Origin of the sequence: Stenotrophomonas sp. DR822, from assembly GCF_019793815.1 — a bacterium.
In the GTDB taxonomy this organism is placed as follows: Bacteria; Pseudomonadota; Gammaproteobacteria; order Xanthomonadales; family Xanthomonadaceae; genus Stenotrophomonas; species Stenotrophomonas indicatrix.
The window spans coordinates 1,775,699-1,800,729 of sequence record NZ_CP081826.1; the positions used below are offsets into that span (position 1 = coordinate 1,775,699).

At 65.3% G+C, this 25,031-nt stretch carries 23 protein-coding genes and 10 tRNA genes; 6 read left to right on the plus strand and 27 right to left on the minus strand.

Annotated features, from left to right (window positions below):
* Positions 1-211: 211 nt before the first annotated feature.
* Genes dnaQ through K5K93_RS08265 form a run of 3 tightly spaced genes read right to left on the minus strand, consistent with a single transcriptional unit; the run spans position 212 to position 2,054 of the window.
* Positions 212-940 (minus strand): DNA polymerase III subunit epsilon, encoded by a 729-nt coding sequence (gene dnaQ, locus K5K93_RS08255; protein ID WP_222390544.1) that lies wholly within the window; start codon positions 938-940, stop codon positions 212-214.
* A gap of 4 nt (positions 941-944) precedes the next feature.
* Positions 945-1,397 (minus strand): ribonuclease HI, encoded by a 453-nt coding sequence (rnhA, locus tag K5K93_RS08260; protein ID WP_049468386.1) that lies wholly within the window; start codon positions 1,395-1,397, stop codon positions 945-947.
* A gap of 12 nt (positions 1,398-1,409) precedes the next feature.
* On the minus strand, positions 1,410-2,054 hold the full coding sequence (locus K5K93_RS08265; RefSeq protein WP_222390545.1) for a hypothetical protein: 645 nt from the start codon (positions 2,052-2,054) through the stop codon (positions 1,410-1,412).
* A gap of 11 nt (positions 2,055-2,065) precedes the next feature.
* Between K5K93_RS08265 and gloB the strand changes: the two genes are divergently transcribed.
* Together gloB and K5K93_RS08275 are read left to right on the plus strand one after the other, a co-directional pair.
* The gene (gene gloB / locus K5K93_RS08270) at positions 2,066-2,830 is read left to right on the plus strand and encodes a hydroxyacylglutathione hydrolase (protein WP_100551680.1); all 765 of its coding nucleotides are present in this window, start codon (positions 2,066-2,068) and stop codon (positions 2,828-2,830) included.
* The gene (locus tag K5K93_RS08275; RefSeq protein WP_222390546.1) at positions 2,827-4,029 is read left to right on the plus strand and encodes a lytic transglycosylase domain-containing protein; all 1,203 of its coding nucleotides are present in this window, start codon (positions 2,827-2,829) and stop codon (positions 4,027-4,029) included. Before gloB ends, K5K93_RS08275 begins: the two co-directional genes overlap by 4 nt.
* 437 nt (positions 4,030-4,466) lie before the next feature.
* On the opposite strand, the gene K5K93_RS08280 is transcribed toward K5K93_RS08275, so the two are convergent.
* From K5K93_RS08280 to K5K93_RS08360, 17 genes are all read right to left on the minus strand, one after another.
* Positions 4,467-6,422: a peptidyl-prolyl cis-trans isomerase gene (locus K5K93_RS08280; protein WP_222390548.1), complete on the minus strand. Its 1,956-nt coding sequence runs from the start codon at positions 6,420-6,422 to the stop codon at positions 4,467-4,469.
* Positions 6,423-6,606: 184 nt separating this feature from the next.
* Positions 6,607-6,683: transfer RNA gene (locus K5K93_RS08285), tRNA-Asp, on the minus strand.
* 107 nt (positions 6,684-6,790) lie between these two features.
* A tRNA-Asp gene (locus tag K5K93_RS08290) sits at positions 6,791-6,867 on the minus strand.
* 89 nt (positions 6,868-6,956) lie between these two features.
* A tRNA-Asp gene (locus K5K93_RS08295) sits at positions 6,957-7,033 on the minus strand.
* A 25-nt stretch (positions 7,034-7,058) separates the two neighbouring features.
* A tRNA-Val gene (locus tag K5K93_RS08300) sits at positions 7,059-7,133 on the minus strand.
* An 11-nt stretch (positions 7,134-7,144) separates the two neighbouring features.
* Entirely contained in the window at positions 7,145-7,417 is a 273-nt protein-coding gene (locus K5K93_RS08305; RefSeq protein ID WP_004146343.1) for an HU family DNA-binding protein, read from the minus strand.
* A 218-nt stretch (positions 7,418-7,635) separates the two neighbouring features.
* Entirely contained in the window at positions 7,636-10,089 is a 2,454-nt protein-coding gene (gene lon, locus K5K93_RS08310) for an endopeptidase La (protein ID WP_222390550.1), read from the minus strand.
* Between the two features lie 142 nt (positions 10,090-10,231).
* Complete coding sequence (gene clpX, locus K5K93_RS08315; protein ID WP_025878143.1) at positions 10,232-11,521, minus strand: ATP-dependent Clp protease ATP-binding subunit ClpX; 1,290 nt, start codon at positions 11,519-11,521, stop codon at positions 10,232-10,234.
* A gap of 126 nt (positions 11,522-11,647) precedes the next feature.
* Positions 11,648-12,274 (minus strand): ATP-dependent Clp endopeptidase proteolytic subunit ClpP, encoded by a 627-nt coding sequence (clpP, locus tag K5K93_RS08320; RefSeq protein WP_025878142.1) that lies wholly within the window; start codon positions 12,272-12,274, stop codon positions 11,648-11,650.
* A 76-nt stretch (positions 12,275-12,350) separates the two neighbouring features.
* Positions 12,351-13,646, minus strand: a complete 1,296-nt coding sequence (tig, locus tag K5K93_RS08325; RefSeq protein WP_025878140.1) for a trigger factor — start codon at positions 13,644-13,646, stop codon at positions 12,351-12,353.
* A 191-nt stretch (positions 13,647-13,837) separates the two neighbouring features.
* Positions 13,838-13,922, minus strand: a tRNA-Leu gene (locus K5K93_RS08330).
* A gap of 123 nt (positions 13,923-14,045) precedes the next feature.
* Complete coding sequence (locus K5K93_RS08335; RefSeq protein WP_222390551.1) at positions 14,046-14,372, minus strand: hypothetical protein; 327 nt, start codon at positions 14,370-14,372, stop codon at positions 14,046-14,048.
* A 255-nt stretch (positions 14,373-14,627) separates the two neighbouring features.
* Positions 14,628-14,703 (minus strand) — tRNA-Lys (locus tag K5K93_RS08340).
* 151 nt (positions 14,704-14,854) lie between these two features.
* Positions 14,855-14,930, minus strand: a tRNA-Lys gene (locus K5K93_RS08345).
* A 79-nt stretch (positions 14,931-15,009) separates the two neighbouring features.
* Positions 15,010-15,086, minus strand: a tRNA-His gene (locus tag K5K93_RS08350).
* A 173-nt stretch (positions 15,087-15,259) separates the two neighbouring features.
* Positions 15,260-15,336, minus strand: a tRNA-Arg gene (locus K5K93_RS08355).
* A 39-nt stretch (positions 15,337-15,375) separates the two neighbouring features.
* Positions 15,376-15,452: transfer RNA gene (locus tag K5K93_RS08360), tRNA-Pro, on the minus strand.
* A gap of 182 nt (positions 15,453-15,634) precedes the next feature.
* Here K5K93_RS08360 and K5K93_RS08365 point away from each other — a divergent pair.
* Together K5K93_RS08365 and K5K93_RS08370 are read left to right on the plus strand one after the other, a co-directional pair.
* Entirely contained in the window at positions 15,635-16,393 is a 759-nt protein-coding gene (locus K5K93_RS08365; protein WP_025878135.1) for a Bax inhibitor-1/YccA family protein, read from the plus strand.
* Between the two features lie 96 nt (positions 16,394-16,489).
* Positions 16,490-17,122: a flavin reductase family protein gene (locus K5K93_RS08370; protein WP_222390552.1), complete on the plus strand. Its 633-nt coding sequence runs from the start codon at positions 16,490-16,492 to the stop codon at positions 17,120-17,122.
* A gap of 4 nt (positions 17,123-17,126) precedes the next feature.
* Here K5K93_RS08370 and K5K93_RS08375 read toward each other — a convergent pair whose 3' ends face one another.
* The 7 genes from K5K93_RS08375 to grxC all read right to left on the minus strand — a co-directional run bounded on the left by K5K93_RS08375 (position 17,127) and on the right by grxC (position 22,343).
* Positions 17,127-17,897: a sulfite exporter TauE/SafE family protein gene (locus K5K93_RS08375; RefSeq protein WP_222390553.1), complete on the minus strand. Its 771-nt coding sequence runs from the start codon at positions 17,895-17,897 to the stop codon at positions 17,127-17,129.
* Between the two features lie 27 nt (positions 17,898-17,924).
* A complete protein-coding gene (locus tag K5K93_RS08380; RefSeq protein WP_025878130.1) occupies positions 17,925-18,833 on the minus strand; it encodes a LysR family transcriptional regulator in 909 nt (302 codons plus the stop codon).
* A 53-nt stretch (positions 18,834-18,886) separates the two neighbouring features.
* Complete coding sequence (locus tag K5K93_RS08385; protein ID WP_222390555.1) at positions 18,887-19,630, minus strand: cysteine hydrolase; 744 nt, start codon at positions 19,628-19,630, stop codon at positions 18,887-18,889.
* Between the two features lie 103 nt (positions 19,631-19,733).
* Complete coding sequence (locus tag K5K93_RS08390) at positions 19,734-20,174, minus strand: hypothetical protein (protein ID WP_222390559.1); 441 nt, start codon at positions 20,172-20,174, stop codon at positions 19,734-19,736.
* Positions 20,175-20,301: 127 nt separating this feature from the next.
* Complete coding sequence (locus tag K5K93_RS08395) at positions 20,302-21,306, minus strand: isocitrate dehydrogenase (protein WP_222390561.1); 1,005 nt, start codon at positions 21,304-21,306, stop codon at positions 20,302-20,304.
* 357 nt (positions 21,307-21,663) lie between these two features.
* On the minus strand, positions 21,664-22,056 hold the full coding sequence (locus tag K5K93_RS08400) for a carboxymuconolactone decarboxylase family protein (protein WP_005408260.1): 393 nt from the start codon (positions 22,054-22,056) through the stop codon (positions 21,664-21,666).
* A complete protein-coding gene (gene grxC / locus K5K93_RS08405) occupies positions 22,053-22,343 on the minus strand; it encodes a glutaredoxin 3 (protein ID WP_222390562.1) in 291 nt (96 codons plus the stop codon). The genes K5K93_RS08400 and grxC overlap by 4 nt, the downstream gene beginning before the upstream one ends.
* Before the next feature lie 92 nt (positions 22,344-22,435).
* Here grxC and K5K93_RS08410 point away from each other — a divergent pair, with 92 nt between their 5' ends.
* Both K5K93_RS08410 and phoB read left to right on the plus strand, forming a co-directional pair.
* The gene (locus tag K5K93_RS08410; RefSeq protein ID WP_222390563.1) at positions 22,436-24,136 is read left to right on the plus strand and encodes a M48 family metalloprotease; all 1,701 of its coding nucleotides are present in this window, start codon (positions 22,436-22,438) and stop codon (positions 24,134-24,136) included.
* 116 nt (positions 24,137-24,252) lie between these two features.
* Complete coding sequence (phoB, locus tag K5K93_RS08415) at positions 24,253-24,942, plus strand: phosphate regulon transcriptional regulator PhoB (protein WP_025878121.1); 690 nt, start codon at positions 24,253-24,255, stop codon at positions 24,940-24,942.
* Positions 24,943-25,031 lie beyond the last annotated feature (89 nt).

Below are 25,031 nucleotides of genomic sequence, written 5' to 3' on the forward strand. Positions count from 1 at the left end.
AGCCCCCTGAGTCAGGGGGCGGCCGCGAAGCGGTGGGGGTATGGACGCTGGTGAGACGGGGCCCACGATTTGCAACGCAAATTGTGGGGCGCCAGCGCGATTGCGCTGGCGCGTCATCGGACAACATCACCGTGATCCTGGTGCGCTGCCACTGCCCCATGCAGGCCGTGGATCTACAGTAGAGCCACGCCATGCGTGGCTACCGCGGCGCCTACGCGCTCGCGGCCTCTTCCACCTTCGGGCCGTCCCACAACGCGTGGCCGGCCTTCTTGCGCAGCCGCTCCAGACGCGCCGCATGCGCTTCCTGCTCCGACGGCGTGGCTACCACGCGCGGCCGCGGCAGCAGCTTGGACGCATCGAACGCCTGCAACGCCGCAGCGCCACCGGCATCGTCATCGCCCAGCCCGAAGCCGATCTCCTCCTGGCCCGAGGTCAACGCGATGTACACATCACCCAGGATCTGCGCATCCAGCAGACCGCCATGCAGGGCGCGGTGCGAGTTGTCCACGCCCAGCCGCTTGCACAGGGCGTCGAGCGAGTTGCGCTGGCCCGGGAAGCGCTCGCGCGCCAGCGCCAGTGTATCGATCACCGTACAGCGATCGGTGATCTTCCCGTACTGCTCTCCCAACAGGGAAAGCTCATTGTCGAGGAAGCCCAGGTCAAACGCGGCGTTGTGGATGATCAGCTCGGCGCCATCGATGAAGGCCAGGAACTCCTCCACGACCTGCGCGAACGCCGGCTTGTCGGCGAGGAATTCCAGGGTCAGGCCGGTCACTTCCTGCGCACCCTGTTCGAATTCGCAGTCCGGCTTCAGGTACTGGTGATAGGTATTGCCGGTCGGGCGGCGCTTGAACAACTCGACGCAGCCGATTTCGACGACGCGGTTGCCCTTCTTCCACTCCAGGCCGGTGGTTTCGGTATCAAGGATGATCTGACGCATGGGCTCAGTTTACCGGGCTGCCGTCGCGGATCTGGATCGCGGCGTTGCGGGCCAGGGTATCCACGCGTTCATTGTCCGGGTCGCCGGAATGGCCTTTCACCCAGCGCCAGTCGATCTGGTGCCGCAGCGTGGCGGCCTGCAGGCGCTCCCACAGTTCGCGGTTCTTCACCGGGTCACCGCCGGCGGTCTTCCAGTTCTTGCGGATCCAGCCCGGCAGCCACTGGGTCAGGCCCTGCCGTACGTACTGCGAATCGGTGTAGAGGACGATCTGGCAGGGCTCGGTCAACGACTCCAGGCCGGAAATGGCCGCCATCAGCTCCATCCGATTGTTGGTGGTATGGGCTTCACCACCGCTCAGTTCGCGCTCGTGCCCCTTGTAGCGCAGCAGCGCCGCCCAGCCACCAGGACCGGGATTGCCGAGGCAGGAACCGTCGGTGTGGATTTCGATGGTTTTCAATACAACTCCAGATCAGGTAGCAACGGTGCCGTGCCAGCGCACGGGCAACGGGGTCGGCCCGGGCAGGGCCAGCGTGCGTTTTTCAGCGTGGAACAGGCAGGCCGCGCGCAGGGGGGCCCAGCCGCCGCGACGGCGGCTGCCGGCACCCTGCCACATCGGCCCCAGGTAACGCATGTCCTCGCATTCCAGCCCATGGCGCTCAAGCAGCTGGCGGATCCGCTGCGGCGTGCGCACCACCAGCCCGTGCTGGCGCCAGCGCGTGCGGAACGGGCTGAACGGGTTGAGGCTGGTCAGCCACAGATGGCCGCCGGGCATCAGCACGCGCTCGCATTCGTCCAGCAGATGGTCGGCATCGCCGACGGTCACATGCTGCAGCACGATGGCGTTGACACTCTCGTTGGGCAGCGGCAACGGCAGGCCACAGCGGGTATCGCCGGCATAACCAGTGCCCTGGCGATGCAGGCGCAGGCCCCGACCGCCCAGCTGCGCATCGGCCAGCCAGGCGGCGCTGGGAGCGATCCACAACCAGGGCCGAGTCGGCAGCAGCGACAGCTGCGGCAGCAGCAGCTGACGTTCGAGCACGCGCAGGGCCTCCGCCGGTTCACTGTCGAACCACGGGGCCTGGCTCGCTTGACGGGTGCTCTGCAGCGCGGGCATGGTCCAATTCTATGCGACTGACTGCCCTGCCCGCATTTGCGGACAATTACATCTGGATGCTGATCGCCGACGACGGTGCTGCCGTGGTCGTCGATCCCGGCGACGCTGCACCGGTACTGGCGCTGGCGGCCCAAGGCGTGCGCGTGGACACCATCCTGCTCACCCATCACCACGACGATCACATCGGCGGAGTACCGGCGCTGCAGGCGCGTTTCCCCGGGGTGCGCGTGGTCGCACCGGTCGAAGAGCGCATCCCGATGGCCACCGAGCGGGTCGGCGAAGGTGAACGTGTTCAGGCACTGGGCCAGATGTTCCACGTACTATCCGTCCCCGGGCACACCCGCAGCCACATCGCGTTTCACACCGCTGAACAGCTTTTCAGCGGAGATTCGTTGTTCAGCCTGGGCTGTGGACGCCTGTTCGAAGGTACGCCGTCCCAGCTGCTGGCATCGATGCGCAAGCTGGGTGCCCTGCCCGCGCAACTGCTGCTGTGTTGCGCTCACGAGTACACCGTGTCAAATGCCGTCTTCGCGCGGCATGTCGACCCCGCCAACGCTGCGTTGTTGCAGCGCCAAGAGGAGGCTTTGGCCATGCGCCGCGATGACCGTTCCACCCTGCCAGTGTCCCTGGCCGATGAAATTGCCTGCAATCCGTTCCTGCGTACCCACACGGCGCCCATCCGCGCGGCCGTGTCGGCGCACCTGGGGCGCGAAGTCGTGGACGACGTCGACGTCATGGCCGGTCTCCGGCACTGGAAAGACGGCTTCCGCGCATGAGTCGCCGAAGTCTGCCGCTGGCCCTGGGTCTCGTCCTGGGGTTGGCCGGAACTGCCGGCGCACAATCGCTGGGCGCCGGCATCAGCCAGAACCTGACCGCCGCCTCGGCCCTGCCGCTGGATCCGTCAACGCTGCCGGCCGCATCGGTACGTAACGGCCAGGAGATCTTCTCCAGCTTCCGCGACGGCCTGGCAGAACCTACCTGTGACGCCGAAGCCACCAGCCCGCGCTGGCAGAAGCAGTTCGCCCATGCGCCTTCGCGGTTGGCCAACCAGGATGACGACGCGCTGGTGCTGTTCGGCTATGTGGTCGAAGAGCTGCGCAAAGCCAACCTGCCCACCGAATTCGCCCTGATTCCCTTCGTCGAAAGTGGTTACCGGCCCAATGCCCGCAACGGCAGCGGCCCGACCGGGCTGTGGCAGTTCATCGCCACCACGGCACGCAACCATCGCGTACCGATGAGCAACAACTATGACGGCCGACTGTCGGCAGTGGAGTCCACCCAGGCCGCCGTGCGCTACCTGAAGACCCTGCATGGCATGTTCGGCGGTGACTGGCGCCTGGCCACGATGGCCTACAACGCCGGTGAATACCGCGTGCTGCAGTCCATGCGCAAGGCCGGCATGAATGCGCAGAACGCCAAGCCGGCCGGCCTGCCCGGGCTGTCGCCGGTCACCCATGCCTACGTCGAGAAGCTGCATGCCCTGGCCTGCGTGCTGGAAGACGTGGAAGACCAGCCGGGCGTGATGGCCTCGCTGGACCGCACCGTACCGGTGCTGAAGGACCACACCCTGCCGGCGGGCACCAGCGTCCAGCAGTGGGCCGCCCAGCGCGCCCTGGACCCGGCCAAGATCGCCCGCCTGAATCCGGCACTGGCCGCCGGCAACCGCCCGTCGGGCGCGGCCCGCGTACTGGCCCCGGTTTCGGCGTCCAACGCGGACGTTGCCGACATCACCAGCACGGCCGTTGCCACCGCAGTGGCCAGCACCTCCAGCGCCGCGCCGAGCCCGCAGGTGGCCAAGGTGGTCGCCTCGGCTGCCGATCGCCCGCGCAACCGTCGCCACACCGTTCGCAATGGCGAATCGGCATGGACCATCGCCCGCCGCTACGGCATGCCGGTAAAGGCGCTGTTGTCGCTGAACGGCTTGAGCGGCAGCAGCGTGCTGAAGCCAGGCGCGGTACTGCGCGTCGAGGATTGAGGTCGGCGCGGCGGCGCCGCGTGGTTTCCGGCCAACGGCGGAGCCCCTCGCGGGCGGCCGTGATCGCTCGTGTGCGGCCGGGCAGATAGGCTGCGCAGGGGCCGCTGCAAGCACGTCCCTGTAAGCTCGGTCGCCGCCTGCTCGCGTGCGCTGTCCTGCGCACACGGCAAGACCGGGGTTGGGCGTCCTGCCCAACCCGCCCGAGGCATGCCTCGGGCCCATGCGGCTCACGCCCCTGCACAGCCCATCTGCCCGGCCGCGGGCAAATTCGGGTGGCACCCACCGATTGAAGGATGAAGAGCAGGAGCAGGTCGTTTCGCTTCTGGTAGGGGCCGACCTTGGTCGGTACTCATCGCGCAGGTCACGGATCGATCAGGTTGCGACAACAAAAAAGGCCCGGCAATGCCGGGCCTTTTCGTTCCTGCTCGCCAGAGGGCTTACAGGTTCGCTTCGGTGGTCTGGATCAAGAACTTCTTGCGCATCGCCTCGATGTAGGCCTTGGCAGCGGCCATGCCGTCGATCTGGCTCAGCTGGTCCTTCAGCTGCTTCTGCTGCTCGGCGGTCACTTCCTTGATGTCGCCCGGGTTGACCTTGTTCACCGCGAAGACCAGCGCATGGCCGTTGACGTCGACCTTGCCGTAGCTCGGCTTGCCTTCGGCAGGCAGCGGCGCACTGAAGATCGCACGGTTGATCTCCGGGGTCGGCACCGGCTGGCTGCGCGGCAGACCCGGCATCGGGCTCAGCTGCAGCTTCTCGCTGGCAGCCAGCGACTGCAGGGTCGCGCCTGCCTTCAGCTTGGCCAGCAGGGCATCGGCGGCCTTGTCACCGGCCTGGCGCTGACGGTCGGCACGGATCGCGGCGATCACCTGCTCACGCGCCTTGTCCAGCGGCAGCGCCTGCTCCGGGGTATGCGCGGCAACACGGATCACCACGCTGTGGTTGCTGCTGCCACCCAGGGCGATCGGATCGCTGGCGGTACCGTCCTGCACCAGGACGTCGGAGAAGGCGGCACGCAGCACGGCCGGATCAGCGGCAATACCGGTGGCGGTCGTGCGCGTGATCGGGCCCAGCGTCTGCATCGACAGGCCGACCGCCTTGGCGGCTGCAGCCAGGTCGCTCGGGCTCTTGTTGATGGCATCGACCAGGCGGCCTGCCAGATCGTTGAAGCCGCGCTCGCCATCGGCCTTCAGCTGCTCGGCAGCCAAGGTGTCGCGTACTTCTTCAAACGACTTGCCCTCGCCGCCACGAACCGCAGCTACCTTGATGATGTGGTAGCCGAAGTCGGTCTTGACCGGGCCGATCACCTCACCCGCCTTGGCACCAAACAGTGCGTCTTCGAACGGCTTGACCATCGCACCCCGTTCCACCCAGCCCAGGTCACCGCCCTGTGCCTTGGAGCCGGGATCTTCCGAGTTCGCCTTGGCCAGCGCGGCAAAGTCGGCGCCTGCCGCCTTGGCTTCGACAGCCAGCTTGGCGGCCTTGGCTTCCGCACCGTCGCCGGTGATCAGGATGTGCGCCGCCTGGCGCTGTTCCGGCGTGGTGAACTTGGCCTTCTCGTCTTCATAGCGCTTGCGCAGCGTCGCTTCGTCAGCTGCGGTCGGCGCCGGCAGGTTGGCACCATTGAGCTCGACATATTCCAGCGACACCGATTCGGCCTGGCGGAAATCCTTGCCATGGCTGTCGTACCACTGCTTGATCTGCGCGTCGGTCACCGGCGCGGTATCCACCGGAACTTCCGGCAGTGCGGCCAGTTCCACATCGCGGGTTTCGCCCAGCAGCTTCAACAGACGCTCGGTCTCGGCCTGGGTGACAAAGCCGGAATTCTGCAGGCCCGACGGGATCACCGACTGCTGCAGGCTCTCACGCACCAGTTCCTGGAACTGGGTCGGCGTGCGCGGCGGATTGCCACCGGCCAGGGCCAGACGGTAATTGCTTTCACTGAACTTGCCGTCGGCGCCCAGGAAGCCCGGGATGGTGGTGATGTATTCACGTACAGCGCCGTCGCCAATCACGACACCGGCCTGCTCACCAACCAGGCGCACGACCTGCTCGTCGATCAACTGGTCGAGCACGGCCAGCTTGTTCTCGGTGCTTTCGAACGCGCGCGGGTCGAAGTTCTCGCCCTGCTGCTGGCGTTCGCGCATGCGTTCCTGCTCGAAACGGGTGCGGAAGTCCTGTGCACTGATCTCATGGTGCTGCCACATCATGCGCACCGGCCACCAGGACGGTGCCGAGCGCCACCAGGTCGGCGGTGCCGAAACCTTGGCGACGTTCTGTGCGCCGACGCCACCGAGGTAGCTGTTGTCGATCACGAACAGGAACGGAATCATCAGCAGCCCCAGGATCACGGTGACGATCCAGCCTGAGGTCTTGTCGCGGAGTTTCTGCAGCATGGTGAGGAATCACAAGGCTTGATTGGCGAGCCCGGCAGTGTAACCCGCTTCGCGGCGTGGACCAAAAGCAGTGGCAGCAGGGCCTGGCGCCATCCCGCCCAGGCGATCTACAGGTTCGCGCGCATCGAATGATGGAAACGGCACAAAGAAAAAGCCCCCGACTTGCGTCGAGGGCTCTTAGAGTTGGCGGAGCGGACGGGACTCGAACCCGCGACCTCCGGCGTGACAGGCCAGCATTCTAACCAGCTGAACTACCGCTCCGCGCTTGAAACTTTGCAGGCGCTCAGTATATCCGAAGACTTCCTGAAAACCTACCCCGCTGAACACTTTTTTCAAAGTTTTTTCACGAGGATTTAAGAGTTGTGCAATGGCGGAGCGGACGGGACTCGAACCCGCGACCTCCGGCGTGACAGGCCAGCATTCTAACCAGCTGAACTACCGCTCCGTATTGCAGACCTCTTTGTTTTCCCTACAACCCATTGGTTGGAGAGAAAACAAGGCCCCCAGCTTTTCGGCCGGGGGCCTCGTTGAAAATGGCGGAGCGGACGGGACTCGAACCCGCGACCTCCGGCGTGACAGGCCAGCATTCTAACCAGCTGAACTACCGCTCCACATTTCAAACTTACCGCGGTGCTGTGGTGGGTGCTGAGGGTTTCGAACCCCCGACCCTCTCCGTGTAAAGGAGACGCTCTACCGCTGAGCTAAGCACCCCAGCGAGCCGCTTAGTTTACAGCATCCTTCAGGGCCTTACCAGCCTTGAACGACGGATTCTTCGAAGCAGCGATCTTGATGGTGTCGCCGGTCTTCGGGTTGCGGCCGGTGCGGGCAGCACGGTCGCGGACCTGGAAGGTACCGAAGCCAACCAGGGTGACCGCATCGCCGTCCTTCAGCGCCTTGGTGACGGCAGCAACGACGGCATCGACAGCGCGGCTGGACTCGGCCTTGGTCAGGTCGGCGGCTTCAGCAACGGCATCGATCAATTCGGTCTTGTTCATTCTGTACAACTCCTTTGGCGGTGGGTTCCGCGTATTCGACAGGGAAGCAACCGCACGACGTCTGCATGCGGTTGCCATGTGGAAACGGTTCGCCGAATTCAGTGAGCGCTGACTGCGATCACTCATTCGCGAGTGCTGCTTTTATACCAGCGGCCCTACCCCCACGCAAGCTGGAAAGCCAGCAACGACGCGGGTTTCAAGCATTTCGACAGGACGCATCAATGCTTGACGCGCGCGTTTCCACTCGGTTTGGCCTTGCTGCGCACCGTGACGCGCTGCGCACTCTTGCGCGTCTTCTTCGGTGCCAGCGGACGTTCCAGGGCCAGATCGAGCACTTCCTCGATGTACTTCACCGGCACGATCTCCAGGTCGCGGGTGACATTGGCCGGAATGTCGGCAAGATCCTTGCGGTTCTCATCGGGAATGATCACCGTGCGGATTCCGCCGCGCAGGGCCGCCAGCAGCTTCTCCTTCAGGCCGCCGATCGCGGTGACGCGCCCCCGCAGAGTGATTTCGCCGGTCATCGCCACATCGGCGCGCACGGCGACCTTGGTCAGCATCGACACCAGCGAGGTCACCATCGCCGCACCGGCACTGGGGCCATCCTTCGGCGTGGCACCATCGGGCACATGCAGATGCACGTCGTGCTTCTGCAGGAAGTCCACATCAATGCCGAAGCGCTCGGCGCGCGAACGTACCACCGACAACGCCGCCGACGCCGATTCCTTCATCACGTTGCCGAGCTGGCCGGTCAGGATCAGCTGGCCCTTGCCCGGTACCAGCGTCGATTCGATCTGCAGCAGATCGCCACCGACTTCGGTCCAGGCCAGGCCCGTGACCAGGCCGATCTCGTTCTCTTCTTCGGCACGGCCGAAGTCGAAGCGACGCACGCCCAGGTACTTGTCCAGGTTCTTGCTCGACACGCTCACCAGCGCCTTGGACTTGCGCGCGCCCTTCTTCGCCTTCGCCACCGGCTGCGGCCCGGCCAACGCGATTTCCTTCACCACCTTGCGGCAGATCTTGGCGATCTCGCGTTCCAGGTTGCGCACGCCGGATTCGCGCGTGTAGTAGCGCACGATGTCCTGGATCGCGTCGCTGCCGATCTCCAGTTCTTCCGGCTTCAGGCCGTTGGCCTTGATCTGCTTCGGCGACAGGTAACGGGTGGCGATGTTGAGCTTCTCATCCTCGGTGTAACCGGGGATGCGGATCACTTCCATGCGATCCAGCAGCGGGCCGGGGATGTTGAGCGAATTGGAGGTCGCCACGAACATCACTTCGGACAGGTCCAGGTCCACTTCCAAGTAGTGGTCGTTGAACGCGTTGTTCTGCTCGGGGTCGAGCACTTCCAGCAGCGCCGAGGACGGATCGCCACGGAAGTCCATCGACATCTTGTCGATCTCGTCCAGCACGAACAGCGGGTTCTTGCTGCCGACCTTGTTGAGGTTCTGCACGATGCGGCCCGGCATCGAACCGACATAGGTACGACGGTGGCCACGGATCTCGGCTTCATCGCGCACACCGCCGAGCGACATGCGCACGAACTTGCGGTTGGTGGCCTTGGCAATGGACTGGCCCAGCGAGGTCTTGCCCACGCCCGGCGGCCCGACCAGGCACAGGATCGGCCCCTTCATCTGCTTCACCCGCGACTGCACCGCCAGGTATTCAAGGATGCGTTCCTTGACCTTCTCCAGGCCGTAGTGATCGGCATCCAGGGTGTCCTGCGCGGCCTTCAGGTCCTTGCGCACCTTGCTGCGCTTCTTCCACGGCACGCCCAGCAGCCACTCCAGGTAGTTGCGCACGACCGCTGCTTCGGCAGACATCGGCGACATCTGCTTGAGCTTGTTGAGTTCGTTGCGCGCCTTGGCTTCCACCGGCTTGGGCATGCCCGCTTCGGCAATCTTGCGCGCCAGCTCTTCCAGTTCGCCCGGCGCATCGTCCAGGTCACCCAGTTCCTTCTGGATGGCCTTCATCTGTTCGTTGAGGTAATACTCGCGCTGGCTCTTTTCCATCTGCGACTTCACGCGGCCGCGGATGCGCTTTTCCATCTGCTGCACGTCGATCTCGCCGTCGACCAGGCCGACCAGCATCTCCAGGCGTTCGCCCACCGCCAGCGTTTCCAGCAGGCGCTGCTTGTCCGACAACCGCACGCTGATATGGGCGGCGATGGTATCGGCCAGGCGTGTCGGCTCATCGATGCCGGCCAGGGTCTGCAGCAGTTCCGGCGGCAGCTTGCGGTTGGTCTTGACGTACTGCTCGAACAGCGACATCAGCGAGCGGGCGATGGCCTCGATTTCGCGCGGCTCGCGTGCATCGGCGGCCTCGATTTCAACGGCCTGGCCGTGCAGCGATCCATCGCGTTCGCTGACGCTGGTCACCTGCACGCGGGACAGGCCTTCGACCAGCACCTTGATGGTGCCGTCAGGCAGCTTCAGCAGCTGCAGCACCTGCGCCAGCGTACCGACCTGGTAAAGGTCGGCGGCCTGCGGGTCATCGGTCTCGGCCGACTTCTGCGCCAGCAGCAGGATGCGCTTGTCTGCTTCCATCGCCTGTTCCAGCGCGTGCATGGACTTGTCGCGGCCGACGAACAGCGGGATGACCATGTGCGGGAATACCACTACGTCGCGCAGCGGCAGGACCGGCAGGTCGAGGGTCTCACTTGGGGAACGGGCCATGGGGGCTCCAGGGAAGGGGAAAACCGTCTCCGGGAGGGCATCTTCCGGAGACAAAAAAAGCCGATGGCCCCGTTATGGGGCCATCGGCTTTCAGATGCAAGACGTTCCGAGAAAATTCTTTCTATTCAACAAGTTGAAAGAATCATTCGGCGCCAGCGGCCTTCTGTTCAGGGACCGGCGGGGTCTGGTAGATCAGGTACGGCTCGGACTTGTGCTCGATCACCGATTCATCCACGACAACCTTGCTGACGTTTTCCTGCGACGGCAGGTCGTACATGGTGTCCAGCAGGACCGATTCGACGATGGTGCGCAGGCCACGGGCACCGGTCTTGCGCTTGAGCGCCTTCTTGGCGATGGCCGACAAGGCGTCCGGCCGGAACTCCAGCTCGACGTTCTCCATCTCGAACAGCTTCTTGAACTGCTTGGTGATGGCGTTCTTCGGCTCGGTCAGGATGCGGATCAGGGCCGGCTCGTCCAGCTCCTCCAGGGTCGCGACCACCGGCAGGCGGCCCACGAACTCGGGAATCAGGCCGAACTTGATCAGGTCTTCCGGCTCGACTTCAGCCAGCACCTTGCCCACTTCCTGCTTGCGCTCGCTGCTCTTCACCTTGGCGCCGAAACCGATGCCGCCGGCGTCGTTGGAACGCTGCTGGATCACCTTGTCCAGGCCGGCAAACGCGCCGCCGCAGATGAACAGGATGTTCTTGGTGTCCACCTGCAGGAATTCCTGCTGCGGATGCTTGCGCCCACCCTGCGGCGGAACGCTGGCCACGGTGCCTTCGATCAGCTTCAACAGGGCCTGCTGCACGCCTTCGCCGGACACATCGCGGGTGATCGACGGGTTCTCGCTCTTGCGCGAGATCTTGTCGATTTCATCGATGTAGACGATGCCCTGCTGTGCCTTCTCGACGTCGTAGTCGCACTTCTGCAGCAGCTTCTGGATGATGTTCTCCACGTCCTCGCCCACGTAACCGGCTTCGGTCAGCGTGGTGGCGTCGGCCATGGTGAACGGCACGTTGAGCAGGCGGGCCAGGGTCTCGGCCAGCAGGGTCTTGCCCGAACCGGTCGGACCGACCAGCAGGATGTTCGACTTCGCCAGTTCGACTTCGTCGTTCTTCTGGCGGCTCTCGATGCGCTTGTAGTGGTTGTACACGGCCACGGCCAGAGTCCGCTTGGCGCGGTTCTGTCCGATCACGTACTGGTCGAGCACCTCGAGGATCTCGCGCGGCTTGGGCAGCGAACTGCGCGCCGACTGCGCCTTTTCCTCAAGCTCCTCTCGGATGATGTCGTTGCACAGCTCCACGCACTCATCGCAGATGAACACGCTCGGACCGGCAATCAGCTTGCGCACTTCATGCTGGCTCTTGCCGCAGAAAGAGCAGTAGAGGATCTTGCCGGTGTCCGTGGAACGACCTTGGCGGTCTTCGCTCATGCTTCGCTTACCCAGTTACCCCACCCGCTGAACGGGGGTTCGATTCGAGAATAACACAGGGCCGGAAGGACATCAGTCCACCCGACCCTGCAGGAACGGGGCCTGCCATGGCCCCGTGAGTGCCGGTCAGCCGGCCTGGATCGACTCTTCCGGACGACGCTCCAGGACCTGGTCGACCAGGCCGTAGGCGACCGCATCGACCGCGCTCTTGAAGTTGTCGCGCTCGGTATCGCGCGCGATGGTCTCCAGCGACTGGCCGGTGTGCTTGGCCAGCACTTCGTTCAGGCGCGCACGCAGGGTCAGGATCTCGCGTGCGTGGATGTCGATGTCGGTGGCCTGGCCCTGGAAGCCACCCAGCGGCTGGTGGATCATCACCCGCGAGTTCGGCAGCGCATAGCGCTTGCCCGCCGCACCGGACGCCAGCAGCAGCGCGCCCATCGAGGCGGCCTGGCCAACGCAGATGGTGCTCACGTCCGGCTTGATGTACTGCATGGTGTCGTAGATCGCCATGCCGGCGGTGACCACGCCACCCGGCGAGTTGATGTAGATGCTGATGTCCTTTTCCGGATTTTCCGCTTCCAGGAACAGCAGCTGCGCCACCACCACGTTGGCCATGTGATCGTCGATCGGGCCAACCAGGAAGATCAGGCGCTCCTTCAACAGGCGCGAATAGATGTCGTAGGCACGCTCGCCGCGGCTGGTCTGCTCGACCACCATGGGAACCATGTTCAGGGCTTTGGTTCGGTTGTCCATTTCGTGAGGTACCTATCTTGGGGGGAAACACCCCCGCGCCAGGGCTGGCGCGGGGAATCCGGGGATCCGCCCGGGATTACTGGCGGATCGCGTCCTGGAACGACAGCTTTTCTTCAGTGTGCTGGGCGCGCTCGGCGATCCAGTCGATCACCTGCTCTTCCATCACGCGGTTCTGCAGGCCAGACATCAGCTGGGGGTCGTTGCGGTACATCTCAATGACCTGTTCCGGCTCTTCGTAGGTCGAGGCGATCAGACGCATCGTTTCATTCAGGCGCTTCGGCTCCAGGCGCAGGTCGTTGCTGCGGGCCACTTCGCCGACCACCAGGCCGACCAGCACGCGCTTGGCAGCAGCGTCCTTGAAGCCTTCGTGGGCGTCGGCCGGGATTTCACCCGGGTTGCGGCCACTGCGGCGGATCTGCTCGACCTGCTGGGCCAGCATGGCGCGGGCTTCGTTCTCGACCAGGCGCGGCGGCATTTCCACCGACGAATAGGCCGCGATCAGCTGCTCGCCGACTTCACGACGCAGGCGGTTCATCAGTGCGCCCTTCAGCTCACGCTCGAGGTTGGCGCGGATGTCGCTGCGGAACTGCTCGACGTCGCCACCCTTCACGCCGAAGCTCTTGATGAAGGCTTCATCGACGGCCGGCACGACCGGCTCGGAGACATCGCTGACCTTCACGGTGACCTGCACGGTCTTGCCCGCCAGCGCCGGCACGCGCCAGTCAGCCGGGAACTCGACGTCCAGGGTCTTCTCTTCGTCCTTGGCCATGCCGACCAGGCCCTGCTCGATGGTCTCGAACATCATGCCCTGGCCGAGCACGATGCTGCCCTTCTCGGTGCCTTCGGCCGGCAGGCGCTCGTCACCGGCCTGCGACCAGGTTTCCAGTGCGACCAGGTCGCCGTCCTGCGCGGCACGGGTGACCGGCGACCAGCTGCGACGCTGCGTCTGCAGGTTCTCGATCATCTGGTCGATGTCGGCATCGGTGATTTCGGCGGTGTGGCGCACCACGGTCAGCTTGCTGACGTCGATGTCACCGAAGTCCGGCACCACTTCGACGGTGGCCACGAAGGAGAACTCACCCTCGTCACCCTTGTCGATGCGCGGGCTGCCGACGATGCGCAGGTCGTGCTCACGCACGGCGGCGTCGAAGGTTTCGCGCAGCAGGCCGTCCAGCGCCTCGCCACGGACCTGCGCGCCGAAGCGCTGCTCGATCACCTTGGCCGGCACTTTGCCCGGACGGAAACCCTTGATGCGGGTGGTGCGGGCGATTTCGCCCAGGCGGCCGTTGATGTGGCTCTGCAGACGGTCTTCCGGCAGCGAGAAGCTCAGGCGGCGTTCCAGGTTGCCGATGGTTTCGATCGAAGCTTGCATGTTGACTCCTGCCACCGGTGGCGCCCTGGCCCCCGGCTCGATGATGGATGAAACGGTTGTAAGGACACGACGTCGATGACGCGCCTGCTTGCCGCAGCCCTTTAGTTTCGCCCAATTCGGGCGGCGCCGCCAGCACGGCCGGGCGCAGGGGTTGACGCGGAATGCCCGACTGGGCGGGGGACGGGCCGGCCTGGTGCGAAAGGGGGGACTCGAACCCCCACGCCTTGCGGCACTGGAACCTAAATCCAGGGCGTCTACCAATTCCGCCACTTTCGCGTGGCCGGCTCAGGTGTTCATTGTTGCAGGCGGGGGCGGAAAGCGGAAGGCTTCCACAAAACTGAACAGGGAAATTGCCCTTTGGGGTCGGCCTGGGCGCATCCCGCCCCATGCCGATCCGGGTCAGCGGGCGGCCGGCGCGGGCTCGGGTGTTTCGCCCGCAGGGACGCCGGCCGCATCATCACTGGGCGTTTCCAGCGTGGCGCCATCGACGGAGCGCGCCACTTCAACCGCGCCAGCAGGCAGCGCCACCCCTGTCGCCCCGGTCGACTGCGTGGCGTCGCGACCCTCCACCGGCTGTGCAGCGACGTGGTCGACATCCGCAGATCGCTCGACCGTCCGCGCGTAGTCCGGCGCAGCGGCGGTGGCCGCCTCGTCCGCCCTGCAGCCTGACAGCGCGATCACCACCAGGCCGGACAGCATTGCGCCCGTGCTCTTGTTGAACGTCATCGAAGCACTCCTCATGCATGCGCCTTCGGCGCGGAACACCTATTGGGAGCGATGCCGACGGCAACCGGTGAGAAGCAGCTCACAGCATTGAACATACTGATGACGCATGTGACGCTGATTTCAGCCACGCTTCAGTAGAGCCAGGCGATGCGTGGACTGCGCGCTTCGTGCGGCCTTCATCCACGCATGGCGTGGGTCTACCGAAGCTGTTGCAGGCAAGAAAAAAGCCACTTGGCGGACCAAGTGGCTTTCGTCTGGTGGGCTGTCAAGGATTCGAACCTTGGACCTATTGATTAAGAGTCAACTGCTCTACCAACTGAGCTAACAGCCCGAAATCGGGGGGCGAATTATGACCCGATCCGCGAGGGCGTTGCAAGCACTTTCTTCAACGTCGTTGAAACAAGCACTGCAACCGGCGATCCATCGCGAAGGGTTACATCTTGAAGAAAAAAGCCACCGGGCGAACCCGATGGCTTCTGTCTTGGTGGGCTGTCAAGGATTCGAACCTTGGACCTATTGATTAAGAGTCAACTGCTCTACCAACTGAGCTAACAGCCCTTGAAACTCAGGCGCACATTATAGCCGGCGACCTGTTTATTGCAATACCGTTTCGGCGATGCCGATGCGGTTGAATCAGTGGGGTGGCTGAGGGGATTCGAACCCCCGACCACCGGAATCACAATCCGGTACTCTAACCAACTGAGCTACAGCCACCACTGAAACTTTCGCTTCACCGCCGATGCTGCCGACGCTGCCGCTTGATACGTTGCCCGAGGACTGTCACCGAAGTTCAGGTCCGCCGAAGCGAGTCCGACATTCTGGTGGAGTCTGCATGCTTTTGCAAGCACTTCTTCACATCCGCCAGCTACGTTCCGGTGTCGCACCAATGGCGCGCCCGACAGGAATCGAACCTGTAACCGCCGGCTTAGAAGGCCGGTGCTCTATCCAGTTGAGCTACGGGCGCCCGAACCGGAACGGCGTCCAATCCGACGTGACGTGGGATTGGTCGGGGTAGAGGGATTCGAACCCCCGACATCCTGCTCCCAAAGCAGGCGCGCTACCAGACTGCGCTATACCCCGGTGTTGCAATCCCCTCGGGTATGGACCCGGGGAGCTGACCATTGTGGCCAAGCGCCCTGCGAACTGTCAACGCGCAATCCCAGCCCTGCCCCCGCCATGACCACGGCCTGCGCAGTCATCGGCTATGCTCGCAGCCAGCGGCCGGATGGCCCAATCGCCCCCTTTTCGCACGGAGACCTCGCATGCGCAGCGGCAACCCGGCTCTTTCCGAGTCGACCTTCCTCGATCTGGCCAGTGGCTCGGTGGTGACCAGCCCCGACCAGGCCATGACCCTCAATGGCACCGTCAACAAGACCGGCTTCCTGCTGCTGCTGACCGTGCTGACCGCGGCCTTCGCCTGGAACCAGACCGTGGACGACTACGGCCAGGTGATGGCCGGCGCCAAGCTGTACGCCATGGGCGGGGCGATCGGTGGCCTGGTGCTGGCCCTGATCACCGTGTTCAAGAAGGAATGGTCGCCGGTCACCGCACCACTCTATGCGCTGGTGGAAGGCCTGTTCCTGGGTGCCATCTCGGCCGTGTTCAACATGAAGTTCCCGGGCATCGTGTTCCAGGCCGTGCTGCTGACCTTCGGCACCCTGTTCGCACTGCTGTTCGCCTACCGCAGCGGCCTGATCAAGGCCACCGAGAACTTCAAGCTCGGCGTGGTCGCCGCCACCGGCGGCATTGCCCTGCTGTACCTGGCCTCGTTCGTGCTGGGCTTCTTCAACATCAACGTGCCGGTGATCCATGACGCCAGCTGGCTGGGCATCGCCTTCAGCCTGTTCGTGGTGGTCGTGGCCGCGCTGAATCTGGTGCTGGATTTCGACTTCATCGAAACCGGCGTGGCCCAGCGCGCGCCGAAGTACATGGAATGGTATGGCGCATTCGGCCTGATGGTGACCCTGGTCTGGCTGTATGTGGAGTTCCTGCGCCTGCTGTCGAAGATCCAGCAGCGCTGATCCTGGCCATGCCGTAAACGACAAGGCCGCGATCCGTCGGGATCGCGGCCTTTTTTTGTAGCGTCGAGCACGCTCGACTCCCGCGGAAACACGCCCATGGCAGACCCCATCCGTCCCCGCTTCCACAGCTATCGCCCGGCCGATGGCCATCGCCTGCCACATGATCCGTTCAACGCCATCATCGGCCCGCGCCCCATCGGCTGGATCTCCAGTCGTGATGCCGACAGCAATGTGAACCTGGCGCCCTACAGCTTCTTCAACGCGTTCAACTACACGCCGCCGATCATTGGTTTCAGCAGCCAGGGCCGCAAGGACTCGCTGCGCAACATCGAAGCCACCGGCGAGTTCGTCTGGAACCTCGCCACATTCGATCTGGCCCAGGCAATGAACGAAAGCTGCCGCGCAGTCGCGCCCGGCGTGGACGAGTTCGTATTGGCCGGGCTGACGGCACTGGCCTCGGAGTTGGTTGCACCGCCGCGCGTTGCGCAGAGCCCGGTGAGCATGGAGTGCCGCTGCACGCAGATCGTGCGTCTGCGTGATGCGGTCGGCAATGACACCAATGGCTGGCTGGTACTGGGAGAAGTGGTCGCCGTGCATATCGATACGCGGTTGCTCGTCGACGGCATCTACGACACCGCAGCGAGCGACACCATCCTGCGCGGTGGCGGACCGGCCGACTACTTCCGGATCACCGCCGATCAACGCTTCCGCATGCTGCGGCCCACCTGACCCCTCATCCCGCCGCCCCACGGGACAGCAGGATCGGCAGCGACGAGGCCAGCATGGCCACGCCGGAAGCGGTCAGCAGGCCAAGGACGATCTGCCGGAAACGCGCCTCACTGATACCGATATACAGCTTCGCCCCCAGCAGCGTGGGTACCAGCATCGCCGGCGCGACAATGGCGAAGTACGGCAGCATCTGCCGGGTGACCATGCCGGTACCGACGTAGGTGGCCATGGTCACCGCCAGCATCGCCAGGTTGAAGTTCTGGATGACCGCGCGCTGCTCGTCCTTGCCGAAGCCCCGCAGCGTGCTCCACAGGGTCGGTATCGGCCCGGCGAAGCCACCGATGCCACTGAGTACACCACCGGCCATGCCGGCCAGCGCGTCGCCGAACCGGCCGCCAACGGTGACCGGTGGCAACGAACGCGCCATCAGCATCACCGGGCACCACAGCGCCAGGAAACCTCCCAGCAGCGCCTTGAACCAGGCCATGTCCAGCTGCGGCAGCACCAGCACGCCAAGAGGAATGCCCGCCAGCCCACCGAGCACGAACGGCAGCAGCAGGCGCAGGTTGAAGCCACGGCGCACGGTGAATACCGCCAGCAACTGGCCGACCAGCGCGCCGAACACCGACAGCGTCGCCGCAAGCCGGGGATCCAGCCCCCACGCCCAGAACGACATCGCGACCATGCCGAACGCGAATCCCGACAGGCCCTGCACGAACCCCGCGACGATCGCGCCCAGCGCGACCAGCGCGACCAGCAGATACACCGGCTCCATCCCCACTCCTCACCACTGCCGTGCGACTTACCCTGCCGCACCCGACGCTGCAGCGTAATGCGTGGCGAGATGATCGACCAGCGCGCGCACCTTCGGCGCCAGCGCACGCGCATGGGGATACAGCGCGAAATAGCAGCGCGTGCCACCGTGCCAGCTGGGAAGCACGCGGATCAAGCGGCCGGCGCGAAGATCTTCCTGCACCGTAAGCGCGGTGAACAGACTGATGCCCATACCGGCCAGCACCGCCGCATACAGTGCCGGCGTGGCGTCCACGCGCAGTCGTTGTCCGGCCTCCACGCTGGCGATGACACCGCGCGGTCCGTGCAGCTGCCACGGCGTCATCGCCGCAACAGGGTTGAACCCCAACAAGGTGTGGTTCTGCAGGTCGGCCACCTGTCGAGGCAGTCCCTGCCGGGCGAGGTACGCCGGTGCCGCAACCAGGATGCGCGGGCATCGCGCCAGTTCACGGGCGACCAGTTGGCTGTCAGGCAAGGACGGCGCGATGCGCAGGGCGAGGTCGAAGCCCCCGCCGACCACATCGACGAGCTGATCGTCGGCCGACAGTTCCAGCGCAACCTGCGGATAGCGCGCCAGGAAGCCAGGCAGCCAATGCGGCAGCTCCTGGCTGGCGACCACCTGCGGCACGCTGACCCGCACGCGCCCGCTGGGCTGGGCCTGGCCGGCCCGCGCACGGTCATCGGCGGCCTCCAGCCGGTCAAGCAGCGCCACCGCCTCGCGGTAGTAGTCGCGCCCGGCCTCGGTCAACGACAGCCGCCGGCTGTTGCGATCCAGCAGCCGCACCTGCAGGTGCTCTTCAAGTTGACGCAACTGCCGCGACATCGCCGAATGGGTGGTACCCAGCCGCTCGGCGGCGGCAGTGAAACTGCCGGCGTCGACGATCGCGCGCAGGGCTCGCAGGGCGGCGAAATGGTCCATCGGCAGCGCGCTCCAGTCGGCGGGGCCCGCAGGCTGCGGACCCCGCCAGCTTATCAAGTGCCGTTGCCTGCCTTGCGCACCGGCAGGGCCAGAATCGCCGAGGTGGTCATGACCTCGCCAAAGGCATCCTCGATCTGCGCCAGCGACGCCTCATGCAATGCTCGATGGCCGATGGTCCCGCCATTGGCCAGATCCAGATCACGGCTGGCAGAGGCATCGGAAGCCACGATCACCCGGTAGCCGCGCGGCGCCGCAGCAGCATCGCGTGCAGCACCGGCAACGCAGGCATGGGTCTGCAGCCCGGTGACGATGAGGGTGTCGATACCGGCATCCTTCAGCACCTTGTCCAGTGCTGCTGCCGAGGCACCGGCGAACACGCTGACGTTGTCCTTCTGCACCACGGTCTCGCCCTTGCGCGGTTGCATGTCACGGTGGAATGCCGCGTTGACACTGCCTTCTGCAAACAGCGGCGCGCCTGCCGGCAATACGTGCTGCACATGGATCACGCGGATGCCGTTGGCATCAGCGAAGTCGACCACGCGACGCGTCTGCCGCAGGGCCGCCACGCCATCGGGAATGACCATGCGACCACCGGCGAAACCGGGCGCGGCGCTGGCGTCGAAGTACTCGTTCTGGAAGTCGATCACCAGCACGGCCGTCTTCGCTGCGTCGAGCGAGATGGCAGCCGCAGCGCCGGCCATATGCCGGATGGTGGGGTGGACCGGCTCGGCGGCGACAACCGGGGCGGTGGCAGCCATGCCGATCAGGCCGGCCAGGCCGAAAGCAGTGAGGTTCATGGTCAAGCTCCTGTGCGGTGGAAAGTGTGGGCACAGGATGAGGAGCGGAAGGCGCACGAACCAGCCATCGGTCGGCACACGATCTGTGCACAAATCGCACAGATCACCCCCATACCGTTGAGCTTGGGCGATGGTGCGAGGTCAGCGTTGCCCCATTGAGCCGTACGATCATCGCGTACTCGCGCCCGAGCACGACTTCGGCGGTATTGTTACCGGCGCGCACGGCATGCTGCAGGCCGGCCGGATACTTCACCGGCACGCCAGCCAAGGTGTGGACATGCCGGGGAGGAAAACCGGCACTCCTGATGACGAACTCCGCGCAGTGCCCCTCCAGCAGGAGAACCGGAGCTCCTGCCGGAAACTCGATCAACTGCAGGATGCGCGCCTCGGACCGCCGCATGCTGCGAACGGGTGCCCCCACCCTGCGCAGGCGGCCCAGCGCGCGCTGCGAACGGGACCATGGCCAGTAGCAGACGAAGTAGATGGCCACACCCAGAACGTAAACAGCAGCAGCCACCAGGACCCACACAGCCGTCTCAGGCATCCATGAAACCCTGTCGGTAAAAAATGCGCAGCTCGAAACACAGACGGGCCGTACAAGGACGGCCCGTCTGCGAGTATCCGAGCCCTGCAGGAATCTCCTGCGACGCTCCCAGCAGGACAGCCGCCGCTTACAGGCGGCTGGCGATCGCCTTGGCGAAGCCCATCGTGTTGCCGGTGCCGCCGAGGTCGCCGGTCAGCGAATCCTTGGCTTCCATCGTGGCGACGATGGCCTTGCGCAGGCGCTCGGCGTTTTCCGGCTGGCCGACGTGGTCCAGCATCTGTGCCGCCGCCAGCAGCAGGGCGCACGGATTGGCCTTGCCCTGGCCGGCGATATCCGGCGCGGTGCCGTGCACGGCTTCGAAGATCGCCGCGTCCTTGCCGATGTTGGCGCCCGGGGCCAGGCCCAGGCCACCGACCAGACCGGCGCACAGGTCGGAAATGATGTCACCGAACAGGTTGGTGGTGACGATCACATCGAACTGTTCCGGACGCATCACCAGCTGCATGCAGCAGTTGTCGACGATCATTTCCTGGAACTCGATGTCCGGGTACTGCGCGGCGACTTCGCGCGCCACGGCCAGGAACAGGCCCGAGGTCGACTTGATGATGTTGGCCTTGTGCACGGCGGTGACCTTCTTGCGGCCGGTGCTCTTGGCCAGCTCGAAGGCGTAACGCACGATGCGCTCGGAGCCCTTGCGGGTGATGCGGGTGCCGGAGAAAGCGGTCTCGCCGTCGGCCGACACTTCCTGGCCTTCGGCCAGGTACGCACCTTCGGTGTTCTCACGAACAGTGATCAGGTCGACGTTTTCAAAGCGCGACTTGGTGTTCGGGAAGGTGTGGGCCGGACGGACGTTGGCGTACAGGTCGAAGTGGCGGCGCAGGCTGACGTTGATCGAGGTGAAGCCGCCACCGACCGGGGTGGTCAGCGGGCTCTTCAGCGCGACCTTGTTGCGCGCGATCGATTCCAGGGTCACCGCCGGCATCAGGTCGCCGTGCTTCTCCAGGGCCACCAGGCCGGCGTCGGCATCTTCGTACTCCAGGCCAGTGTTGAGCTGGTCGAGCACGAACAGGGTGGCGTCCATGATTTCCGGGCCAATGCCGTCGCCGCGGATGACCGTAATTTTCTGCGTCATTGATCGATGTTCCGAACAGGGGGAAAAACGCCGTCCGGACGTGCCCGGAAACGCCGGCGCAAAGGAAGTTTCACCCGCAATTATGCCTTAGCCGGGCCCGGCTACCCAAGTAGACCATGGTCCCGACCCCGGCAAAGGCATAATTGCCCGCGCATTCGTCCTTATTCCCGCGCCTTCGGCGCGCCCCCTTGAACAACAAGGGGGCTCCTGGGCTGCGGGATCGCGGGGAAGGCGCCGGTGCAGGCATTTACCGGGTAGTGCCGGCCGCTGGCCGGCAACCTCTGCCGATTTGGGTCCACCAGATGCCGGCCAGCGGCCGGCACTACCAGAGAGCCCGGTTCGCGGTAGCGACCGTGCTCAGTGCTCGTGCGCTGCCGGGGCGGCGGCGCCACCTTCAAGCTGGTCGAGGAAGTCCACCGCGCGGCGCAGGTGCGGGATCACGATCGAGCCGCCGACCACCAGGCCTACCGAGAAGGTCTCGAAGAACTCCTCACGGGTGACGCCGGCGTCCTTGCACTGGGCCACGTGGTAGCTGATGCAGTCGTCGCAGCGCAGCACCATCGAGGCGACCAGGCCCAGCAGTTCCTTGGTCTTCACGTCCAGCGCGCCGGCCTGGTAGGTCTGCGTGTCCAGCGCGAAGAAGCGGCGCACCACCTGGTTCGGCTCGCCCAGGATGCGTTCATTCATGCGCTTGCGGAAGTCGGTGAACTCGGCGATCCGGTCCTTGCTGCCGTCATCTGCCGCGCTCATGCCTGGCCCTGCCCGGCCAGCAGCGGCTCGAGCTTGCCTTCACGATGCAGGGCCATCATGTCGTCGTAGCCGCCCACATGGACGTCGCCCACGAAGATCTGCGGGACGCTGGTGCGGCGGGTCCTGGCCATCATCTTCTCGCGCTCGACCGGGTCCAGGTCGATGCGGACCTCGGTCCATTGCTGGCCCTTGCTCTTGAGAAAGTTCTTGGCGGCCACGCAGTACGGGCAGACGGCGGTGGAATAGATGGTGATGGCGGGGGTAGCGCCGGCGGACTGGACTGTCACGGGAAACTCCACGATGGATCGACGGTCCATATATGGTACCGGTGCGCTGGAATTTCCACGCCACGCCCGCAACACTGTGGATTGATTAACGAATGGTTGCCCCCTGCCCTGCCACGCTGGGCCGACCCTGCCCGAGGACCGACCGCTTGCGACCCCTGCTGCTCACCGCTGCCCTGACCCTGGCCCTGGCCGCCCCGCTGGCGCAGGCCCAGGAGAAGCTGCCGGACATCGGCTCCTCGGCGGGCGAACTGCTGACCCCGGCCCGGCAGGCCGAGTACGGCGCGATGATGCTGCGCGAACTGCGCAACTATGGCTACCTGCTGGACGACCCCCTGGTCAACGACTGGCTGCAGACCATGGGCACCCGCCTCGGATCCAACAGCGACCAGCCACGCCAGCCCTACACGTTCTTCGTGATGAAGGACCGCCAGATCAATGCCTTCGCCACCCTCGGCGGCTACATCGGCGTCAATGCCGGCCTGGTATTGACCGCCGAGCGCGAAGACGAGGTGGCGGCGGTGCTGTCCCACGAAATCGCCCACGTCACCCAGCAGCACGTGCTGCGCGGGGTCGAGCGCGCCCAGCGCGACCAGATCCCGATCCTGCTGGGCATGCTGGCGGCGGTGGTTGCCGCCCAGGCCAGCAACAGTTCGTCCTCGGGCAATGCGACCATGGCTGCGATCAGCTCGGGCATGGGCCTGATGCAGCAGCGGCAGATCGACTACACCCGCTCCAATGAATCCGAGGCCGACCGGCTGGGCATCCGCACGCTGTCGCGCAGCGGCTACGACGTGGATGCGATGGCGGGCTTCTTCGAGCGCATGTCCTCGGCGATGCGCGGCAACGATGGCGGCTACAGCGTTCCCGACTTCCTGCGCACCCACCCGGTCAACACCACCCGCATCAGCGAGGCCAAGGCCCGCGCCGAACAGATGAAGAAGGACACGGTGCTGCTGACCACGCGCACGCCCAGCGGCGAGCGCAAGGAACGAGTGGATCCCGCCGACCCGACCCTGGGCGATCCGCTGCTGCGCGGCATCAACCCACTGCTGCCCGGCAGCGTGCTGCGGATTCCGATCGGCCAGCTCAGCCGCGGCGCCAGTGGCGATTTCAACTGGGCCCGTGAGCGCCTGCGCGTGCTCAGCGCCGACAGCCCGGCCGACCTGCAACGCGAGTACACCGATCTTGCGCGCAGGCAGAAGGACGGTCTGGATGACGCCCAGCGCTATGGCCAGGCGCTGGCCACGATGCGCGGTGGCCGCAGCGGTGCCAGCCAGGCCCGGCAGACCCTCACCGACCTGCTGAAGACCCACCCGGACAGCCTGTGGGTCGCCCTGGCGCTGGCCGAAGCGGAATCGCGCACCGGCCAATCCACCCAGGCCAATGCGCGCTTCGAGCAGCTACTGCACGAACACCCCAACAGCCGGCCGGTGGCCCTGACCTACGCCGAGATCCTGAACGAGCAGGGAGGCCAGGCCGCGGGCCAGCGCGCGCAGGCGATGCTGCGCCCCCTGCTGTCGCAAAGCGGTAACGATCCGGTCTTCCAGCAGCGCTACGCCCGCGCCAGTGAACTGGCCGGCGACAGCGTGCGCGCCAGCGAGGCCTATGCCGAGGCGGCGTTCCTGGGCGGGCGCCCGGAACAGGCCCTGATGCAGCTGCAGGCACTCAAGCGCAACCCCGCGCTGGACTATGTCGGTCGGGCCCGGGTGGATGCGCGGATCGAGGCGATCACGCCCACCGTGCTCGAGCTGCGCCGGCAGGGCGTGCAGGACCCGGATCTGGACCGCCGCTGAGTGCGGCATGACCGGCAGATGGCAGCAATGCCAGATGCCGGCCAGGCAGTCACAAACATGTCATCAAACCGTAGTCTACTGGCACCACTCCAGTAACTGAGCCCTACGGTGCCCTCGTGCAGAAACGCATCCTGATCGTCGATGACGAGCCCGCGATCCGCGAAATGGTCGCCTTCGCCCTTCGCAAGGGCGATTACGAACCTGTCCACGCCGGTGACGCCCGCGAGGCCCAGACCGCCATCGCCGACCGCGTCCCCGACCTGATCCTGCTGGACTGGATGCTGCCCGGCACCAGCGGCCTGGACCTGGCCCGGCGCTGGCGCAAGGAAACCCTCACCCGCGAAGTGCCGATCATCATGCTGACCGCGCGCGGCGAAGAGAACGACCGCGTCGGCGGCCTCGAAGCCGGGGTCGACGACTACGTGGTCAAGCCGTTCTCGGCGCGCGAACTGCTGGCGCGTATCCGCGCGGTCATGCGCCGCGCCCGCGACGATGACGAGGACGGCAGCGTGGCGGTGGGCGCGATCCGCATCGACGGTGCCGCCCATCGCGTGTTCGCCAACGACCAGCCGGTGCCGATCGGCCCGACCGAGTACCGCCTGCTGCACTTCTTCATGACCCACCCCGAGCGCGTGTATACCCGCGCGCAGCTGCTGGACCACGTGTGGGGCGGCAGCGTGTATGTGGAAGAACGCACCATCGACGTCCATATCCGCCGCCTGCGCAAGACGCTGGAACCGTTCAACGCCGAGAACATGGTGCAGACCGTGCGCGGCGCCGGTTACCGCTTCTCCACCGCAACCTGAGCCTCGTCGTGCCGGCGCCGTGCACCCCACGGTGCCGGCGTCGGCAACTCTGCTATAACTTCCGGTTCACCTGCGTGAACCGCCGCAAC

Excerpts from the sequence above, each read along its gene's own strand:
- dnaQ (WP_222390544.1), bottom strand. The coding sequence starts at position 940 with ATGCGTCAGATCATCCTTGATACCGAAACCACCGGCCTGGAGTGGAAG.
- K5K93_RS08265 (WP_222390545.1), bottom strand. The coding sequence starts at position 2,054 with ATGCCCGCGCTGCAGAGCACCCGTCAAGCGAGCCAGGCCCCGTGGTTC.
- gloB (WP_100551680.1), top strand. The coding sequence starts at position 2,066 with ATGCGACTGACTGCCCTGCCCGCATTTGCGGACAATTACATCTGGATG.
- K5K93_RS08275 (WP_222390546.1), top strand. The coding sequence starts at position 2,827 with ATGAGTCGCCGAAGTCTGCCGCTGGCCCTGGGTCTCGTCCTGGGGTTG.
- K5K93_RS08280 (WP_222390548.1), bottom strand. The coding sequence starts at position 6,422 with ATGCTGCAGAAACTCCGCGACAAGACCTCAGGCTGGATCGTCACCGTG.
- K5K93_RS08305 (WP_004146343.1), bottom strand. The coding sequence starts at position 7,417 with ATGAACAAGACCGAATTGATCGATGCCGTTGCTGAAGCCGCCGACCTG.
- lon (WP_222390550.1), bottom strand. The coding sequence starts at position 10,089 with ATGGCCCGTTCCCCAAGTGAGACCCTCGACCTGCCGGTCCTGCCGCTG.
- clpX (WP_025878143.1), bottom strand. The coding sequence starts at position 11,521 with ATGAGCGAAGACCGCCAAGGTCGTTCCACGGACACCGGCAAGATCCTC.
- clpP (WP_025878142.1), bottom strand. The coding sequence starts at position 12,274 with ATGGACAACCGAACCAAAGCCCTGAACATGGTTCCCATGGTGGTCGAG.
- tig (WP_025878140.1), bottom strand. The coding sequence starts at position 13,646 with ATGCAAGCTTCGATCGAAACCATCGGCAACCTGGAACGCCGCCTGAGC.
- K5K93_RS08335 (WP_222390551.1), bottom strand. The coding sequence starts at position 14,372 with ATGACGTTCAACAAGAGCACGGGCGCAATGCTGTCCGGCCTGGTGGTG.
- K5K93_RS08365 (WP_025878135.1), top strand. The coding sequence starts at position 15,635 with ATGCGCAGCGGCAACCCGGCTCTTTCCGAGTCGACCTTCCTCGATCTG.
- K5K93_RS08370 (WP_222390552.1), top strand. The coding sequence starts at position 16,490 with ATGGCAGACCCCATCCGTCCCCGCTTCCACAGCTATCGCCCGGCCGAT.
- K5K93_RS08375 (WP_222390553.1), bottom strand. The coding sequence starts at position 17,897 with ATGGAGCCGGTGTATCTGCTGGTCGCGCTGGTCGCGCTGGGCGCGATC.
- K5K93_RS08380 (WP_025878130.1), bottom strand. The coding sequence starts at position 18,833 with ATGGACCATTTCGCCGCCCTGCGAGCCCTGCGCGCGATCGTCGACGCC.
- K5K93_RS08385 (WP_222390555.1), bottom strand. The coding sequence starts at position 19,630 with ATGAACCTCACTGCTTTCGGCCTGGCCGGCCTGATCGGCATGGCTGCC.
- K5K93_RS08390 (WP_222390559.1), bottom strand. The coding sequence starts at position 20,174 with ATGCCTGAGACGGCTGTGTGGGTCCTGGTGGCTGCTGCTGTTTACGTT.
- K5K93_RS08395 (WP_222390561.1), bottom strand. The coding sequence starts at position 21,306 with ATGACGCAGAAAATTACGGTCATCCGCGGCGACGGCATTGGCCCGGAA.
- K5K93_RS08400 (WP_005408260.1), bottom strand. The coding sequence starts at position 22,056 with ATGAGCGCGGCAGATGACGGCAGCAAGGACCGGATCGCCGAGTTCACC.
- K5K93_RS08410 (WP_222390563.1), top strand. The coding sequence starts at position 22,436 with ATGGTTGCCCCCTGCCCTGCCACGCTGGGCCGACCCTGCCCGAGGACC.